At 59.4% G+C, this 15,565-nt stretch carries 11 protein-coding genes, 1 pseudogene and 2 riboswitches; of the genes and pseudogenes, 5 read left to right on the top strand and 7 right to left on the bottom strand.

Features of this window, described 5'->3' with window-relative positions; all coding sequences use genetic code 11:
• Positions 1-2: 2 nt before the first annotated feature.
• The 3 genes and pseudogenes from cobW to SxD43FB_RS15970 all read right to left on the bottom strand — a co-directional run bounded on the left by cobW (position 3) and on the right by SxD43FB_RS15970 (position 4,657).
• Complete coding sequence (gene cobW / locus SxD43FB_RS15980) at positions 3-1,040, bottom strand: cobalamin biosynthesis protein CobW (RefSeq protein WP_037478584.1); 1,038 nt, start codon at positions 1,038-1,040, stop codon at positions 3-5.
• 181 nt (positions 1,041-1,221) lie between these two features.
• A riboswitch (cobalamin riboswitch) is annotated at positions 1,222-1,451 on the bottom strand.
• A gap of 87 nt (positions 1,452-1,538) precedes the next feature.
• Positions 1,539-2,585 carry a HoxN/HupN/NixA family nickel/cobalt transporter gene (locus tag SxD43FB_RS15975; RefSeq protein ID WP_052027683.1) on the bottom strand — a complete coding sequence of 349 codons (1,047 nt, stop codon included), beginning with the start codon at positions 2,583-2,585 and terminating at the stop codon, positions 1,539-1,541.
• Positions 2,586-2,666: 81 nt separating this feature from the next.
• Positions 2,667-4,657 (bottom strand): annotated as a pseudogene (locus SxD43FB_RS15970) (TonB-dependent receptor).
• Positions 4,658-4,874: 217 nt separating this feature from the next.
• A riboswitch (cobalamin riboswitch) is annotated at positions 4,875-5,109 on the bottom strand.
• A 568-nt stretch (positions 5,110-5,677) separates the two neighbouring features.
• Between SxD43FB_RS15970 and SxD43FB_RS15965 the strand changes: the two are divergent.
• Entirely contained in the window at positions 5,678-6,271 is a 594-nt protein-coding gene (locus SxD43FB_RS15965; protein ID WP_037476113.1) for an alpha-ketoglutarate-dependent dioxygenase AlkB, read from the top strand.
• A 10-nt stretch (positions 6,272-6,281) separates the two neighbouring features.
• Here SxD43FB_RS15965 and SxD43FB_RS15960 read toward each other — a convergent pair whose 3' ends face one another.
• Positions 6,282-6,494, bottom strand: a complete 213-nt coding sequence (locus SxD43FB_RS15960; RefSeq protein WP_037476111.1) for a hypothetical protein — start codon at positions 6,492-6,494, stop codon at positions 6,282-6,284.
• Positions 6,495-6,819: 325 nt separating this feature from the next.
• Between SxD43FB_RS15960 and SxD43FB_RS15955 the strand changes: the two genes are divergently transcribed.
• A complete protein-coding gene (locus SxD43FB_RS15955; protein WP_076605507.1) occupies positions 6,820-7,365 on the top strand; it encodes a sigma-70 family RNA polymerase sigma factor in 546 nt (181 codons plus the stop codon).
• Between the two features lies 1 nt (position 7,366).
• On the top strand, positions 7,367-8,416 hold the full coding sequence (locus tag SxD43FB_RS15950; protein ID WP_096063056.1) for a FecR domain-containing protein: 1,050 nt from the start codon (positions 7,367-7,369) through the stop codon (positions 8,414-8,416).
• A gap of 26 nt (positions 8,417-8,442) precedes the next feature.
• Here the strand turns inward: SxD43FB_RS15950 and SxD43FB_RS25295 are convergent, their stop codons facing one another.
• Positions 8,443-8,727 (bottom strand): hypothetical protein, encoded by a 285-nt coding sequence (locus tag SxD43FB_RS25295; protein WP_176482810.1) that lies wholly within the window; start codon positions 8,725-8,727, stop codon positions 8,443-8,445.
• A gap of 129 nt (positions 8,728-8,856) precedes the next feature.
• Here SxD43FB_RS25295 and SxD43FB_RS15945 point away from each other — a divergent pair, with 129 nt between their 5' ends.
• Both SxD43FB_RS15945 and SxD43FB_RS15940 read left to right on the top strand, forming a co-directional pair.
• Complete coding sequence (locus tag SxD43FB_RS15945) at positions 8,857-11,064, top strand: TonB-dependent receptor (RefSeq protein ID WP_176482809.1); 2,208 nt, start codon at positions 8,857-8,859, stop codon at positions 11,062-11,064.
• Between the two features lie 77 nt (positions 11,065-11,141).
• Positions 11,142-13,220, top strand: a complete 2,079-nt coding sequence (locus SxD43FB_RS15940; RefSeq protein WP_176482808.1) for an Atxe2 family lasso peptide isopeptidase — start codon at positions 11,142-11,144, stop codon at positions 13,218-13,220.
• Here SxD43FB_RS15940 and SxD43FB_RS15935 read toward each other — a convergent pair.
• Together SxD43FB_RS15935 and SxD43FB_RS15930 are read right to left on the bottom strand one after the other, a co-directional pair.
• Positions 13,156-14,883, bottom strand: a complete 1,728-nt coding sequence (locus tag SxD43FB_RS15935; protein WP_096063053.1) for an asparagine synthase-related protein — start codon at positions 14,881-14,883, stop codon at positions 13,156-13,158. The genes SxD43FB_RS15940 and SxD43FB_RS15935 overlap by 65 nt on opposite strands.
• Positions 14,880-15,545 carry a lasso peptide biosynthesis B2 protein gene (locus SxD43FB_RS15930; protein WP_043154804.1) on the bottom strand — a complete coding sequence of 222 codons (666 nt, stop codon included), beginning with the start codon at positions 15,543-15,545 and terminating at the stop codon, positions 14,880-14,882. Before SxD43FB_RS15930 ends, SxD43FB_RS15935 begins: the two co-directional genes overlap by 4 nt.
• Between the last annotated feature and the right edge of the window lie 20 nt (positions 15,546-15,565).

Below are 15,565 nucleotides of genomic sequence, written 5' to 3'. Positions count from 1 at the left end.
CCTTACGCCAGCAGCACCGCGCGAATGGCGTCTGGATCGACATGATCGTGCTCGGCAATGGCGACCAGCGTGGTGCGGCGCGGCTCGTCAGGCCGCCACGGACGGTCGTACTGGTGGCGCACCCGCGCGCCTACCGCCTGCACCAGCAGCCGCATCGGCTTGCCCGCAACGGCGGCATAGCCCTTCACGCGCAGGATATGGTGATCGCGCGCCAGCGTTTCGATCCGCGCGACAAGGGCCGCCGGATCGGCAATTTCGCCCCATTCGATAACGGCGCTGTCAAAATCATCGTGTTCGTGATCATCATCCCCATCATGGTGCGATGGGCGCGCGGCGATGTCGTCCTCGGCGGCGGCATCAAGCCCCAGAATCACGCGCGGATCGACCACGCCTTCGGTCAGTTCGATCACCGGCACCGGGCGGCCAAGCTCTGCCGCGATGATCGCGCGTGCGGCGGCAACGCCTTCGGGTCCGGCCAGATCAACCTTGGTCAGCAGGATCATATCGGCGCAGGCAAGCTGGTCCTCGAACACTTCGGACAGCGGCGTTTCGTGATCGATGCTCGGATCGGCGGCGCGCTGGGCGTCAAGCGCGGCCACATCGGGCGCAAACCGGCCTGCCGCAACCGCCTCGGCATCGGCCAGCGCCAGCACGCCGTCCACGGTGATCCGGCTGCGGATCGCTGGCCAGTCAAACGCCTTGAGCAGCGGCTTTGGCAACGCCAGACCCGATGTCTCGATCAGGATGTGATCCGGGCGGGGATCAAGCGCGAGGAGCTTCTCGACCGTAGGAATGAAATCGTCCGCCACGGTGCAGCAGATGCAGCCATTGGCCAGTTCGACGATGTTTTCCGCCGGGCAGTCTGGAATGGCGCAGGATGCAAGAATGTCGCCATCCACACCCAGCGTACCGAATTCGTTGACCACCACCGCCAGCCTGCGGCCGCCCGCATTGCGGATCAGGTGGCTGATAAGCGTGGTTTTCCCCGCGCCCAGAAAGCCCGTGATGATGGTGACAGGCACCTTTGACAGGTCGGCCACAAGCAATTCCTCCGCGCGCCAGAGCGACAAACGGCGGGGCTTGCCGGACAAGTCCGGTCGGCGCGCGACGACGGGCGAGCGCGACAAAGCACCCGTTACCACGCGACCGTGCAGCCCCAGCCACACAGCTTCGTCGCTCAGACGGAGAGTTACCGTGCCGTGACCATCCCCTGGATCAGGCAAGAGCGACCGGTGCGCCGGCAGGTCTCCTGGCTCGCGGGTCACAGCTTGATGCACGCCTTCCCAGACTTGGCGCTTGCGCGCTGTCCAGTGGCCGCCCCTGAGTTCAGGAGCATGTGCATCGCGCTATCCGCTTACAGTTGCAGGGACAGCCACGGATTTGGGAGCAAGCCCCCGCACCGCATTCCCGATTAAGCCCCTTGCGAGGGCACCGGCGCGATCATCGAAGGGCGGAATCAACCCGTCCTTCGCCATGCGCCCTAGACGAAGATCGGAGCCAAGCCAATTGATGATGTTGCTTCATGCAACGATGGACGATCAGGTAACGACAGAAACCTCGATCTCATCGAACCGCTTCCAGCGATAGATCGCGTAACTCGCCAGCCAACAGAACACGAAAAGTCCGATGATGGCGAAGCCCAGACCATTGAAATTTTCGCCCAATTCAATGGCGATCCGCCATGGGGCACCCGTAAGGGCCAGTTTGTCGCCAATCAGGGCCAGCGTTTCGATTCCACCAATGACAATCGCCACGATGGCCGAGATCAGGGTGATTGTGATGTTGTAGTAGAGCTTGCGGATCGGCTTCACGAAGGCCCATTCATAAGCGCCCAGCATCACCACGCCGTCCGCCGTATCGATGAGGGCCATACCGACCGCGAACAGGGCGGGCAGGACCAGGATTGTCCCGATCGACAGGCCATCGGCGGCCTGGCTGGCCGACATGCCCAGAATGGCAACTTCGGTTGCGGTATCGAACCCAAGCCCGAACAGAAACCCCAGCGGGGCCATATGCCAGCTTTTGTTCACAAGGCGGAACATCGGCCTGAACAGTCTGGAAAGCAGACCGCGCCCACCCAATAACAGATCAAGATCGTCCTCGACATAGCTGCCGCCTGCACGAACATGCGCAAAGGTCCGCCAGACAGAGCGCAGGATGACCAGGTTCATGCCGGCGATCGTGAACAGGAAAAGCGCGGAAATCACGGTTGCAATCACGCCGCCGATTTCCTTGAAGGCGCCGAACTGCGACAGCGCGCTGGCCGTCACCGCAATGATGATCGATGCTATGGCAATGATCCCGGAATGCCCGATCGCAAACCAGAAGCCGGCCGAAACCGGGCGCTGACCATCCTGCATCAGTTTGCGCGTCACATTGTCGATGGCCGCAATATGATCGGCATCGACCGCATGGCGCAGGCCAAGCCCCCAGGCAAGCACAGCGGTGCCGAGCATTAACGGCTGCGCATGAAACAGGCTGAATGCCCAGACCCAGACGCCAATGTTGGCGGCGATCAATCCGGCAAACAAGGCACCAATTCGTAGGCGCAGAGACAGGGATGGCAGTGTCTTCGTGAGGGGCATGATTGGCTCGGCGATTAAGGAATGTACAAACGGAGGATGGCGCAGCAGACGTGCTGCAGCGCCGCCCATCAAGGGATTTCGCTAGAAATTGACCTTTGCGCCAATCCTCACGGTTCGAGGCTCGACCACACGACTCAACCGGCCTTCCACCGGAGCACCTGCATCAAAGGCGGGGATGTAGGACTCGTAATAATAGGCGATGTCCTTGTCCCGGCTGTCGAAGATGTTCAGCACTTCTCCAAATATCTCGACCTTCTTGCCCGTCCACGCGGCGCGGGCATTCATGACGGTGCTGCCCCGATCCCGGACACTGTTGTCCTCGACAAGCGGAGAAGGTCCGAGGTGGCGCACCCGAATGCTGGCTTCCCAGGGATCAAGAATGATGGCGGCACCGGCTGAAGCCGCGTTCTCAAATGCATTAGGGATGTGATCGCCATTGTCGAAGCGGGCATGGCTGGCAGTATAGTTTCCATCAAGCGCAAGCCACGGGAACGGCCGCCAGAAGGCGACGATTTCATAGCCATGACACCCACTGGCACCCGACGTTCAACAGCATTGGAATCGCCAATGAAACGAAGCTCGCTGCCGACATGCAGCCACCAGTAAGTCGCGGTTAACGTGACCCCGGAGAATTGAAGGCGTCCCCCCAGTTCCTTGCCGATGCCGCGAACGAGAACCGGAACAGGCGTGCCCCTGTTTACCGCACCCCGAACGTCGTTGGAATGGAATCCACGGACCCAGTTGGCGTAGAGTTCAAGTTGCGGCGTAACCTGATAGGCGATCGAGACCTTAGGTGAGAGAATCGACGCCGAGCCACTGCCTTCTCCCAGCGACGCCGCAACCACATCTCGTGCACGCACGGAATAGTGATAATAGTCCCCGCGAAGACCACCTGTCACACGCAGTCCAGCCAAGAGTTTCCAAGCGACTTCGCCGTAGAGCGCGGAAGACAATTCCCCGACCTGATAGTGCCCGAGAGATTCAAGAAATGTGCGGACAGCCGTTCGATCGACACCAACATTCCCGATGGCATCGTATCTGTTTTCGGTGCCAAGGCTCACAGCCAGACTGTCAGCGATTTCCCAATTTTTTTGAGCGGACAGCCCTAGTACCCAATGCCGGTCGAACTGCTTGATCTGCGCGCTTGTGCCATCCGGATCGGTGTAAGTGGGGTTCGACAACATCGACCAGTCGTAAAACTGGGCATAGACATTGGCGCGCCATGTCGGTTGCTTGACCGCGATGTTAGCCACCTGGCGCGTCGTCTCACCCCGCGCGGAAGGATCTGGAGAGCAGAACACATCCGCACACAACGCCGTGCCGATAATGCGCTCCGGGATTTGCTCGGTAGGGTGCCATGTCGCCCGGTAGGCATGGAGAGATGCCTCCAATGTGCCCGCACCGCTCGGCATGCTATATTTCGCGAAACCCGAGTAATGGCGAAGACGTTCAGTTTCCTGCCACGGTCCGTCGTAGGTCTTGGCCTGAGCGACAAGCGTGAGATCTCCCACGCCCACGTCGTGCACTGTTCCGCCTACGGCGACGCGGCGCCAACCATATGAACCAGCCTCGGCCGATGCCCACGGCCGGTGGTAACCCTTGATGGTCATCATATAGGCTGCTCCCGCCAGAGCGAAATCACCGCCGTCGGCGCGATAGGGCCCTTTACGAAAATCCTCCCGGCCCACGATCTCCGGAATGAGGCCGTTGAGGTCGAGATAGCCGTGACCGTGTCCGTGTGTGCGAAAGTTCATCTGCAGTTCATCGATATAGGTGGTGAAGTCAGACCCATGGTCGAGGTTGAAACCGCGCAGGAAATACTGGTTGGCTTTGCCGCTCCCCGAATGCTGGGCTGCAACCAGCCCGGGCACCGCTTCCAGCAGTTCCGCCACGCGGAGAAGTGGCCGCACGAGGACATCGGCCCCTCCGACGCTTCCCTCGCTGGCTGATCTGGCAGTGCCGATCATGGCCTCACCACGACCGAAAACCACGATGTCGTTGCCCGCCTCGACCGCGTCCGCGCTTGTTTGCGATCCCTTCTCAAAGGGTTCGGCAAAGGCTGGCGTTCCCATACAGATCAGCGCAAGTGCGCTGCTGGTAGTAATGGTCTTGATCACGAAATAGTCCTCCGGCGTCTTGCGACGTGGCCGGGGCATACCCGCGCGAACGGGCGAGCCGCGCGGCGGCCGGACGCCATGGGCGGCCGACGCACGTCTCCGATGCGGCCCCAGCCGCTCATTCGTCGCTCAGACGGAGTTCACCGTGCCGCAGCCATCCTCTGGACCAAGGCAAGAGCGACCAGACGCCGGCAGGTCTCCTGGCTCACGGGTCACAGCTTGATGCACGCCTTCCCAGACCTCGCATGATTTAGCGTCCGGCCCAGTGGCTGCCCCTTCAAAGAGGAGCCATGTACATCGCGCTATCCGCTTACAGTTGCAGAGACAGCCGCGGATTTGGAAGCAAGCTTCCGCACCACATTCCCGATTAAGCCCCTTTTGGGGGCACCGGCGCGATCAATGAAAGCCGAACTTGTCCGCCTCTCAATCCCTCGCCTAACTGAAGTGAACGGAAAAGCCAATAACGCTTGGAGCTGGGATTTAATCAACGATTACTGCATCCCGCGCCACCATTGCCATTGGCACGGCCAGAGCGCGCCAACCGCACGCACTCGCTTTGAATGGCGGGTTTTCCCTGAACCTGTCGTTGGCCATCGGACTCCTGTACGCCCGGAAGTGGTCGCGACCTGTCGATTAGCGGAAGGACCGCACCTAGGAACAAGAAATTGGCAGCTGAACGGCGACAAAGGGTCGGATTTTACGAAGCACACTTGCCCCTCTCTTAATCAAATTGGTGGGATCTGCACGGCCCAGCCTACTAAAATGGCTCGAACTTCATGGCGGCTCACTGATGATTACAGTTTTCCAAGCCGCACCGCACCTACCCCATTTGCCAAACAACATAAAATCAGTGTCGGAATCCGGTCAGTGCCCAAAACAGACTCGAATTGATCGAACGCTTTACGGACCGCGCTATCCATCAAAAAATCAGCTATGCGATTGCCTTGTGCGCGCAGGCTCCCAATCTAGACGTTGATGGCCAGCCTGTTCCCCGACCTGTTTGAGACTCCGAAAATCCCGGGCTTGTCCTATCGGGAAGACCTTATCTCCCGCGATGAAGAGTTGAGGCTGATCGACGGGATCGACGCATCCGCGCTCGAGCCGTTTCGTTTCCAGGGTTGGCTCGGCAAGCGCCTGACCAGTTCCTATGGCTGGCGCTACGACTTCGACGACGCACGCTTCGGACCTACAGATCCCATGCCGGATTGGCTGCTACCTGTGCGTGCAAAAGCCGCTGTCTTTGTCGGCCTTGAGCCCGCCAGCCTAGCCCAGGCGCTCCTCATCCGCTACGATCTTGGTGCCGGCATAGGCTGGCACCGTGATCGCCCGGTCTTCGACCATGTCGTCGGCATTTCGCTGGGCGTGTCGGCCCCCTTGCGTTTTCGGCGGCGCAACGCCAGCGGGTTCGATCGCGTCACCATTCCGCTCGCGCCGCGTTCGGTCTATCACCTTCATGGCGAAGCGCGGTACCAATGGGAACATAGCATAGCCGAAATGGGAGAGACCCGCTGGTCGATCACCTTCCGTACGCTCGCTGAGAAACTGACGGGCCGGAACATGATCAGATAGCTGCCCTCCTTCAATGCGCCATGGTGCCCGCATCGAGAAGCTGGTCCAAGCGCGTCGCAACGTCGAGCCACCGCGCAACACCGGCCTGATCACCCGCCAGCGCCAGCGTTCTTACTCTTTCTGCAATAAAGTCGCTCGTGTTCGCGCCATGCTGCCGTTCGACCGCCAGCGCTTCGGCCCAGCCTGGATCATGCTCGAGAGAATCGAAGCAATGCAGGATCAACGCTCAGCAGTACCACGGCCCAGCGTACCCATCAGGAATAACTATTCGTCTTGACCTCTTGATCTGCAGACTGGGCCGCGGCATCATAGGTCGGCAGGGGGGATTTTGCTGACGGCCCCGCTGTAGGATTATCCTGTCAGGCATAACTGACGCCCCTCTGATTTTTGGGGCGGTCGGAGCGACGGCCCGCCATCGCTTGAGACACACCTAGCTCAATCGCCCCCGGGATTCTCGGGACCGATTCTGTCGGCCTGTTGGCCAAGCTCGCGTGTTACGTCCTCTCCCCATCAATCGATCCCAGACGGATCGCGCTCAACCGCTTCCTATGCCCGACAAGCATCCAGGCGGCTCCCTATCTGTCGCAAAAGACAGCGCATACACGGCGATTCTAAGTGATACTTACAGCACAGAAGCTCCGGGCCTCATCCGCTATTTCAAGCAACGCATGCGGGATGACGAGGACGCCAACGATCTCATGCAGGAAGCATTTGCCAGGCTTGCAGCCCATATGCGTACGAAGATACTCGTTCATCCAGCGTCCTATCTGCAACGCATAGCCCGCAATCTTCTCGTGGATCGAATGCGCAGTGCGAGACGTGCGGCCGCGACCATAGGGCCGACGCTGGATGAACTACCCGAAATCGGCGCTGCCCCGGAGCAAAGCTTCGGAATCGAAAGGCAGGATGTCATGCGTCTCTACAAGGCGGCCGTCGATGGTCTCCCCGACCAGACCCGGCAAGTCTTCCTCATGCATCGGGTAGAGAATCTGACCTATCGAGAAATCGGTGAAAAGCTTAGAATCGCGGTCCCTACCGTTCAATATCATCTGGGCCGCGCACTGGCGCGTATCGCACAAGCTCTGGACGACTGACATGCTCGATGAACAAGAGAAGCGCTCCGCCATGCGCGAAGAAGCCGCATCCTGGTTCGCCGCGATGCAGGGTCCAGATGCCCAAAACCGCGACCAGGAATTCAAGGCATGGCTTGCCGCAGATCCAGACCACCGAATTGCCTACGCGCGGATCGCGGAAGTCTACAGCATAGGAAAGTCGCTGGTGTCGCCGACCAAAGCCGAAGCAGACGCTGCGCCGACGCACTCCCGACATGCGGTGGCTCTTGCTGCGGCGGTCGCTGTGATCCTGCTTTCCTTCTCTGCCATCGTCTGGATGCCAGCTGGCAATAAGGGCCAAAAGAACGGACCCGCAATCGTCGCCGACGCTGGGCATCATACCGCCGAATTCGCAAGCAGGGTCGGACAGATCCGTAAGCTTCAGCTTGCAGACGGATCAGAGATTACACTCGACACGGACAGCATCGTGTCGATGCGATTTACGCCAAGTTCAAGGTCGCTCCGCCTCGAGCAGGGCAAGGCTCGGTTCGAAGTGGCCCATGATAAGAGGCCGTTTATCGTTTCTGTCGGCGATGCCATCGTGACCGCTCACGGAACAGTTTTTGATGTCGGCTTCCGCTCGGACCAAACATATTTCGTCCGCCTCCTGCGCGGATCGGTGGACGTCGCGCGAGCCGACCATGTTGTTGGACACGATGTTACCAGCAAACCGAGATTGCTACGCCCCGGGCAGGTGGTCGAAGCTGGGAAATTTGGCGTGCGCGACCTACCAGCATCCTTCGCTCCAGCTGCAGGCGAAAGCTGGACCTCGAAAATGCGGCAGTTCGATGATGTAAGGGTGGGCGATCTCATCAATGAGGCAAATCGCTACTCGCGTCTCCAGATCAGGCAGCCAATCGCGGCCATCGCTGATCTGCGGGCGTCAGGCACATTTGCGATCGACGAACCTCGAAGGCTGGCCACCAACCTCAGCCTTCTCTTTGGCTTGAAGATTGCAGAAACGCCTGACAACTCCATCACCCTGACGCCATCCGACACAAAAATTTCACAGAGCGGGGCCGAAGCCCTATAAATTCACATCCGGCAACGTGGAGCCAGTCAGAGCATCAAAAAACGATGCGAAGACAAGGGGTCCTCATGCGGAAAATCTTTAACAATCTCGCCAACATCATCGCCATCGCGAGTGCGGTCGGCTTCGCCACCGCCTCGCCGAGGCTGCTGGCCGACACGCAGGCCGATCAGACCTTTCATATCGAGGCGCAAAATCTCGCCGATGCGTTGCGAGCCCTGGGAACCCAGCTCGGACGCGAAGTCATGTTTCAGCCGGCACAAGTGGAAGGTCGGATGTCGCCCAAGCTGGATGGCCGCTTCGTCCCTGAGCAAGCGCTACGACTGCTCCTGAAGGGCACGGGTCTGCGTGCCATTGAGAATGGCGGCAGCTTTGTGATTGTGGGAAGTCCTACCTCGCAGCGATCGCCGGAGGATGGCGATGCGCCATCCGCGACCCTCCTCGTGACAGGCTCCCGCATCAAGGGTGCGAACATCGCGGCGCCCGTGATCGAAGTATCGCAAAAGGAAATGCGCCGGTCGGGGCAGAATGATCTGGGTGAAGTCATTCGATCCCTGCCACAAAGCTTCAGCGGCGGACAGAACCCCTCGGTCGCACCGGGCAACGTCGGGATCGCAAACCAGAACCTCTCCGGCGGTTCTACGGCAAACCTCCGCGGCCTCGGCGGCGACGCCACGCTGACCCTGCTCAACGGCCACCGTCTCTCTTACGGATCCGCAGTCCAGGCAGTCGATATCAGCGCGATACCTGTTTCGGTCGTGAGCCGCATGGAGGTCATACCCGATGGCGCTTCGGCTATTTATGGATCGGACGCCGTGGGCGGCGTCGTCAACATTATCCTGAAGCGAGACTATGAAGGTTATTCAACCTCGGCGAGATGGGGCGCGGCAACGGACGGCGGCGATGTCGAGCAGCAATATAATGCCACTGCCGGTATCCGCTGGAACTCTGGCGGATTCATCGTGGCCTATGACTTTCTGAAGGGCAGCGACATAACCGCGCGCGATCGCAGCTACACCGACTATATGCCGGACACAGCCACCTTGCTGCCCGAGCGCGAAAATCATAGCGTCATTCTCAGCGGACACCAGGCGATCGGCCCGAATCTCGAATTTGCGGTCGATGCACTTTTCAATCGCCGCGAGATATCCTCAATGCTCGCGCTCGACGCGCGTTCGGGCTATCTCAACACGCCAGTCAACAAGAGCTTCGCGTTGGCTCCATCACTGGCCTGGAGGATCAATCCCGACTGGACGGTGAACCTGAGCGGCCTTTATGGCCGGGACCGCACCGATTACGATCAACGCTATTACTCGAACGGTGCTGTCGCGAGCAGGGCCCATGGTTGCTATTGCAATGTTGCGCGATCGGTAGAGTTGGGCGCGGAAGGCAAGCTTCTTAGTCTGCCGGCGGGGGACGTCCGCCTGGCGATCGGCGGCGGTTACCGATATAATAGTTTCGAGGATACAAACGCATCTGGCAGCCGGTCCAACGGGGGCGGCAGCATCGATAGCAGCTATGCCTTCGGCGAGCTTAACGTCCCCCTCATATCGCCCGAACAAGACTTGAGCTGGGCCTATCGGATTTCGATTAATGGAGCCCTGCGCTACGAGCGCTATCCCGGTATCGACGAAGTCGCCACGCCCAAGCTCGGCCTCATATATGCACCGACCCGCGATTTTGATCTCAAGGCTTCTTGGGGCAAATCGTTCAAGGCGCCCACGCTGTTGCAGCAATATCAGATGCGCTACGTCACCCTGCGCGCGGCGTCCGCCTATGGCGGATCCCAATTCCCAAGCGGCTCGGTCGCCATGATGAGCCAAGGCGGCAATCCCGATCTGAAGCCTGAAAGGGCGGAAACCTGGACGATCACCCTTGGTGCGCATCCTAGCGCGATCCCGGGCCTTCAATTGGACGCTTCCTATTTCAACATCCGATACAAAAACCGGATTATCCAGCCCATCTCTGGGGTCAATCAATATTCCGCATTAAGCAATCCCATCTTCGGGGACTATGTGATCTACGCCCCGGACGCGGCTACGCAGGCTGCTCTCATCGCATCGACCAACGGGCAGCTGAATAATTACAGCGGGGCGCCCTATGATCCATCGTCCGTCGTCGCCATTGCCTTCAACAATTTCATCAACGGCACTGAGCAGAAGATTCACGGCTTCGATCTGAGCGGGCGGTATAGCCTTCCAATAGGCGCATGGGGCGAACTGAATGTGGGCGGCAACGGGTCCTGGCTTAAATCGACCGAACAGATCAACGAGAACGCTCCGGTTACCCGCCTCGCCGGCATCATCTACAATCCACCCAAATTCCGGGGCCGGTTTAACATAAGCTGGACCAAGGGCAGCTTCACGCTGGCAGGCTATGTCAACCATTCGGGGCGGCTGCGCGATACGCGCTCCACAAGTGAGAATGACGTCAAATCGCAAACCACGTTCGATCTGAACGCGCTTCTCAACCTGCCAGCCGACACCCCGCTTGGTGCATGGGATTTTGCACTCAGCGCTCGCAACCTGTTCAATGCCCGGCCTCCCTATGCTGCACCAAGCGGAGGCAACAGCTTCTACGTCAACTATGATTCAACCAACTATTCTCCCATCGGTCGCTTCGTAAGCCTGAGCGTCACAAAGCATTGGTGACAGTGATGACCAGAGCATTTGCCAGGCCGACTACTTCCAATCCGTCCGGTGCTGCCAGGGCCCTGATATGCGCCGCCATGCCCTTGTTCATGGCGACGCATGCCTTCGCCCAACCCCGAAGCAACCCCGTAACGGAGGGAGGGAGCACCCCATGTTCTCTCCCGATCCATTGGACCAGTAACCGGGCTTTCAGGGACATCACTGCGGAAGCCCTGATCGGCTTACGCGATTTTGGCGGCGTTTCGTTGGATGGCGCACCGATACAACTGTCCCCGGACGGCGACATGATTGCGCTTCAGCTTCGCCAGGCGAACCCGGCGTCTAACCGCTTCTGCTCGGCGCTCGTCTTGGTTCCAACAGATGGCCGTACCCCAGCGCGTGTGATCGACGACGCGGGCGACATCGAGCGCGCAAGCTTCGACAAATATGGTCTGGTCGGCATACCGCTCGGCATTCCCAAGCCTCCCTTGGTCCGCTGGCATCCTGACGGCCGGTATCTCGCCTATGTCAAACAGCGTAGCGGGAAGGCAGAAATCTGGATCATCAAGCCCGACGGAACAGACCGTCATATGCTCATTCAGTCCGAGGTCGATGTCGAAGCACTGGAATGGTCAGAAACTGGCGACGCGCTCCTATTTCGGAGTCGTCCCGGCCTTGTGGAGGCAAGAGATGAAATTACGCGAGAAGGCCTGAAGGGCTTTCGCTATGACGACCGCTTCTGGCCGCTGGGCAGCAATCAGCCCCTGCCCACAAACCAAATTCCATCGGTCGTCCAAGCGCTTGATATAGGCGGCGCTACCGTCCGGTCGGCGAGACAGGAAGAGATCACGCGAATAGTGTCCCCTGGCGGGGCACGGCCCGCAGGGGCGAGAGCCCATGCTCGATTCGATGCCGATCATGTCGCCTGGTCCATCGCCGACGATCCCGCAAAATTTCGACAGCCAGCGCGTCTGCACGTTCGTGTCGGCGCGAGGACATTCGACTGCCTGGCCATTGCCTGCCGGAACGTTACCGACTCCTGGTGGCTGCCTGGCGGCAAGCAACTGATATTTGCCACGCGCGAAGGCGCATCGGACGAGAAGACCGGATTTTACCGCTGGATTCCTGGAAGCAGTCGCCCGCGCAGGATCCTGCTCACTGACGACGCGCTGTTTGGCTGTGGAGTAGCAGACACACAGCTTATCTGCGCTCGCGAAACCTCCCTTCGGCCCCGACATATTGTCTCGATCAACGTAGCAACAGGCGCCCTCGACACGATTTTCGATCCCAATCCGGAATTCGCGCAATTTCGGCTTGGTAGAGTCCAGCGCCTGGCGTGGAAGAACAGCTTCGGGATTGAGGCCTTTGGCGACCTCGTCCTTCCGGTGGGCTCTAGGCCGGGAACGCGGTTGCCACTGGTTATCGTCCAGTATGAATCACGAGGTTTTCTACGCGGCGGAACGGCGGACGAATATCCGATACAGCTTCTCGCATCGCAGGGATTTGCGGTTCTCAGCTTCAACAAGCCCAGGGCCTATGCGCTGCAGGGGCCAGCCGTCACCTATGATGAATATCTTCAGGCAAACCAGAAAGACTGGATAGATCGCCGGAGCATATTGTCCTCGCTTGAGACCATTATCGATCGTCTCGAACAAAGCGGCTTGGTGGATCCGGGCCGGGTTGCAATCACCGGCCAGAGCGATGGTGCGACGACAGCGACCTTCGCGCTGATCCATTCCAACAAGTTCGCGGCCGCAGCCCTGAGCACATGCTGCGAAGATGCGAGCATGATGGTCGGCAACGGCGAAGGATATCGGCGGTGGTATGGAAGCTTGGGCTATCCCCTGCCCGGCAGTCGGGCGGATGCCTTCTGGTCGCAATCCTCATTGGCTATGCATGCAGATAAGCGGCCGATCCCTATCCTCATTCAGGCTTCGGAAGAGGAATATCGAATGGCGCTCAACACGTTTGAAGTGCTGCGCGCCAAAAGATGGCCCGTTGAGATGTACATATTCCCAGACGAAGGGCATGTGAAATTCCAGCCCGCGCACCGTCTTGCGGTGTATCGACGTGTGCTCGATTGGTTGCGACGCGCCCTGAACGCGTCGGCCGTTAACGGGCGCTTCGCCCCGCCAGCCACGCCTCCGCATCCACAAAAAGCGCGAGACGGCTCATGACCTCCGGACGCAATTTCTCCGGTCTGCTCAGGGCATCGAGGCATGCCGCACGATCCAGAAGGCCTTGGGCCGCGAGTTGGCCATCCGCGAGCATGGACCTGGTGACACCGATGTTACGCATGAAGCCCGCTTCGAAAAGCTGGCCGAATGATCCTTTTGTCCGGCGCGCTATGATTTCATCTGGCAACATTCGGCGGAAAGCCTCACGCACGAGCGACCGATCAACGCCTTTGTCCGACCAGCGCCAAACCGGGATGGAAAGGCAATATTCCATCAGTGGTTGGGAGAGCAGCGGATAAATAGTGGGGCGCCCGCCGATGTTGAGAAACTCGGTGAAATGAATGGCCTCCAGCGTCGCCGCGATATGTTGACGCTTTCCCGGACGCCGCTTGCCGCCGCGCTCGATCCACGGATGAACGGGCAAGGCGTCGGCATTCTGCTCGCCTAGAAATCGCACGTCCACCCTGTGGGCAAACGGGCGATGCGCAAAGACCCCGTGTCTGATTGATCGCACCAATATCTGCCACATGTCGCAGCCGGTCATCCGCGTCAGGTTGGATATGGTTGACCGATATTTCGCCCCGAAGCCGGTATCCAGTAGACAGTCGGTCGCGGGATAGGAAGAGTGGATGAAGGCGAAGAGATTGTCACCGCCTCCCCCGCTGAAATGGGCGTCCGCTAAGCAGGCGTCGGCGACGTCGGCGGAGGCTCTGTCGATTGCCTGCGTGAAAGCGCTCGATAACGGTCTCGGCTTGGCCGAGGCCAGCGATCTGCTGTAATCAATGTCATGAACCTTGAGCAATACTTGATGGAGGGGGAAACCGTACATGCCAGCGACCGCCGCCGCATAGCTTCTCTCATCTCCCCTCCCTGTGCCAAAGACGGCATTCAAACAGTTCACATCCGACTTGTGTGCCCTGAGCGACGCAGCAATGACCGAGGAATCCAGACCTCCAGACAGACCCAGTAAAGGGCGAGGAAAGCGCCGCGCCCAGGCGGTAGTTGCATTTTCGATCTCGCGCTTCAGTCGATCCGCAATAGCCTCGACAGGCTTTTCGATCAGATTTGCTTCAATCTGCGGAATCCACCTTGGCTTGCATGTCAGCCTATCAGCCGACCATGTGACGCACAAACCCGGCAAAAGCTCAGACACGCTGTGAAGACAGGTATCGTTCGTTCGTACCATGGGATTGCGCAGATGCCTTGCCAGGATGGACCAGTCGGGATCGGGCACCCCAGTCTCAACGAACAGCCGATCTGCGTCATGCGCGACGTGAAGCTGACCGATATCCTGGCGATAATAGCATGGGACTTGGCCAGACGGATCTCGGACCAGTTCAACATGTCCAGTCGGGGCATGGTGAAGGACAGCGACATACCGCCCCCAATAGTCCACGAGCAGCGCCTGGATCGGATCCTGCTCCCGTAGAATCTGCGAGAAATCGCTCGGCGACACAATTTGATTTGCGGTCCTGTCGAATAGATTGCCCAATAACAGCAAATGGCGGCCGCGATCGTCGACGGCTTCATAGCGATCAAGGTCGCTGGACACGCTCCTCAGGGAGACCGGCGTCTCTGCATTCCCCACCCCACTCTCCACGGGACCAGGAAAACTCGAAGCCGCAGGCCGAATGTCGATCGCGAAAGAATAGAAGCTGCTCATTTGATGCCTCTGATCACCGTATAAGGGGCGATGCCCTCCAGCGTGTCGTTCAGCACGATGTCGTCGACCTGAAGCCAGCAATGCGCCGAGAATGGATGAAGCCTCACCCCGACAATCATGTCGGTATCCACGCCATAACACGCCAGAAAATATTTGAGTGCTCGTGTGCGGCTAACGCAGTTCAGCCGGAGCGGCAGCAGCCGCTCCGCGTACGACATGGCCTCAAGCAGATCACCAAGACGGCCTCGGCCAGAAACGTTCGCCCCCAATTTCCACCAGCGCGCTTCAAGCCCGAACGCGAACAATGCCTTCGGGCGATATATCTGCTTGAAACGCGTGGCGAGCAAAATAGCCATCGCCCGCACCAAGGTTTGTCGGCGGACCGAGACGTCCGGCAGAAGAGGCGCGTCACGCGCTGGCAACTGAATATTTGGCAACGCCCGGCCTGTTGCGTCCGCAACGCCGATGACCAATATCCCGGCGTCTATGAAATAGCGCAAAGCCGGTTTCGCCTCGGGGCTATGATCCTCGATGAGGCAATCTGAAAAGGCGGCAGTCTTTGCAGGACTCAGAGCAAAATAGCGATCGGCCGTGAGATCGAGGAAGACGGCCTGCCCTTCGGTCACACAATAGGCAAGGCCCGGCCGCAGCATGACCAGCATGGGGCAAAGCTCCCGTAAAA

It is taken from the genome of Sphingobium sp. D43FB, assembly GCF_002312805.1.
GTDB lineage: Bacteria > Pseudomonadota > Alphaproteobacteria > Sphingomonadales > Sphingomonadaceae > Sphingobium.
The sequence above is the reverse complement of the archived record's forward strand: the minus strand, read 5'-3'. Positions and strand labels throughout refer to the sequence as shown.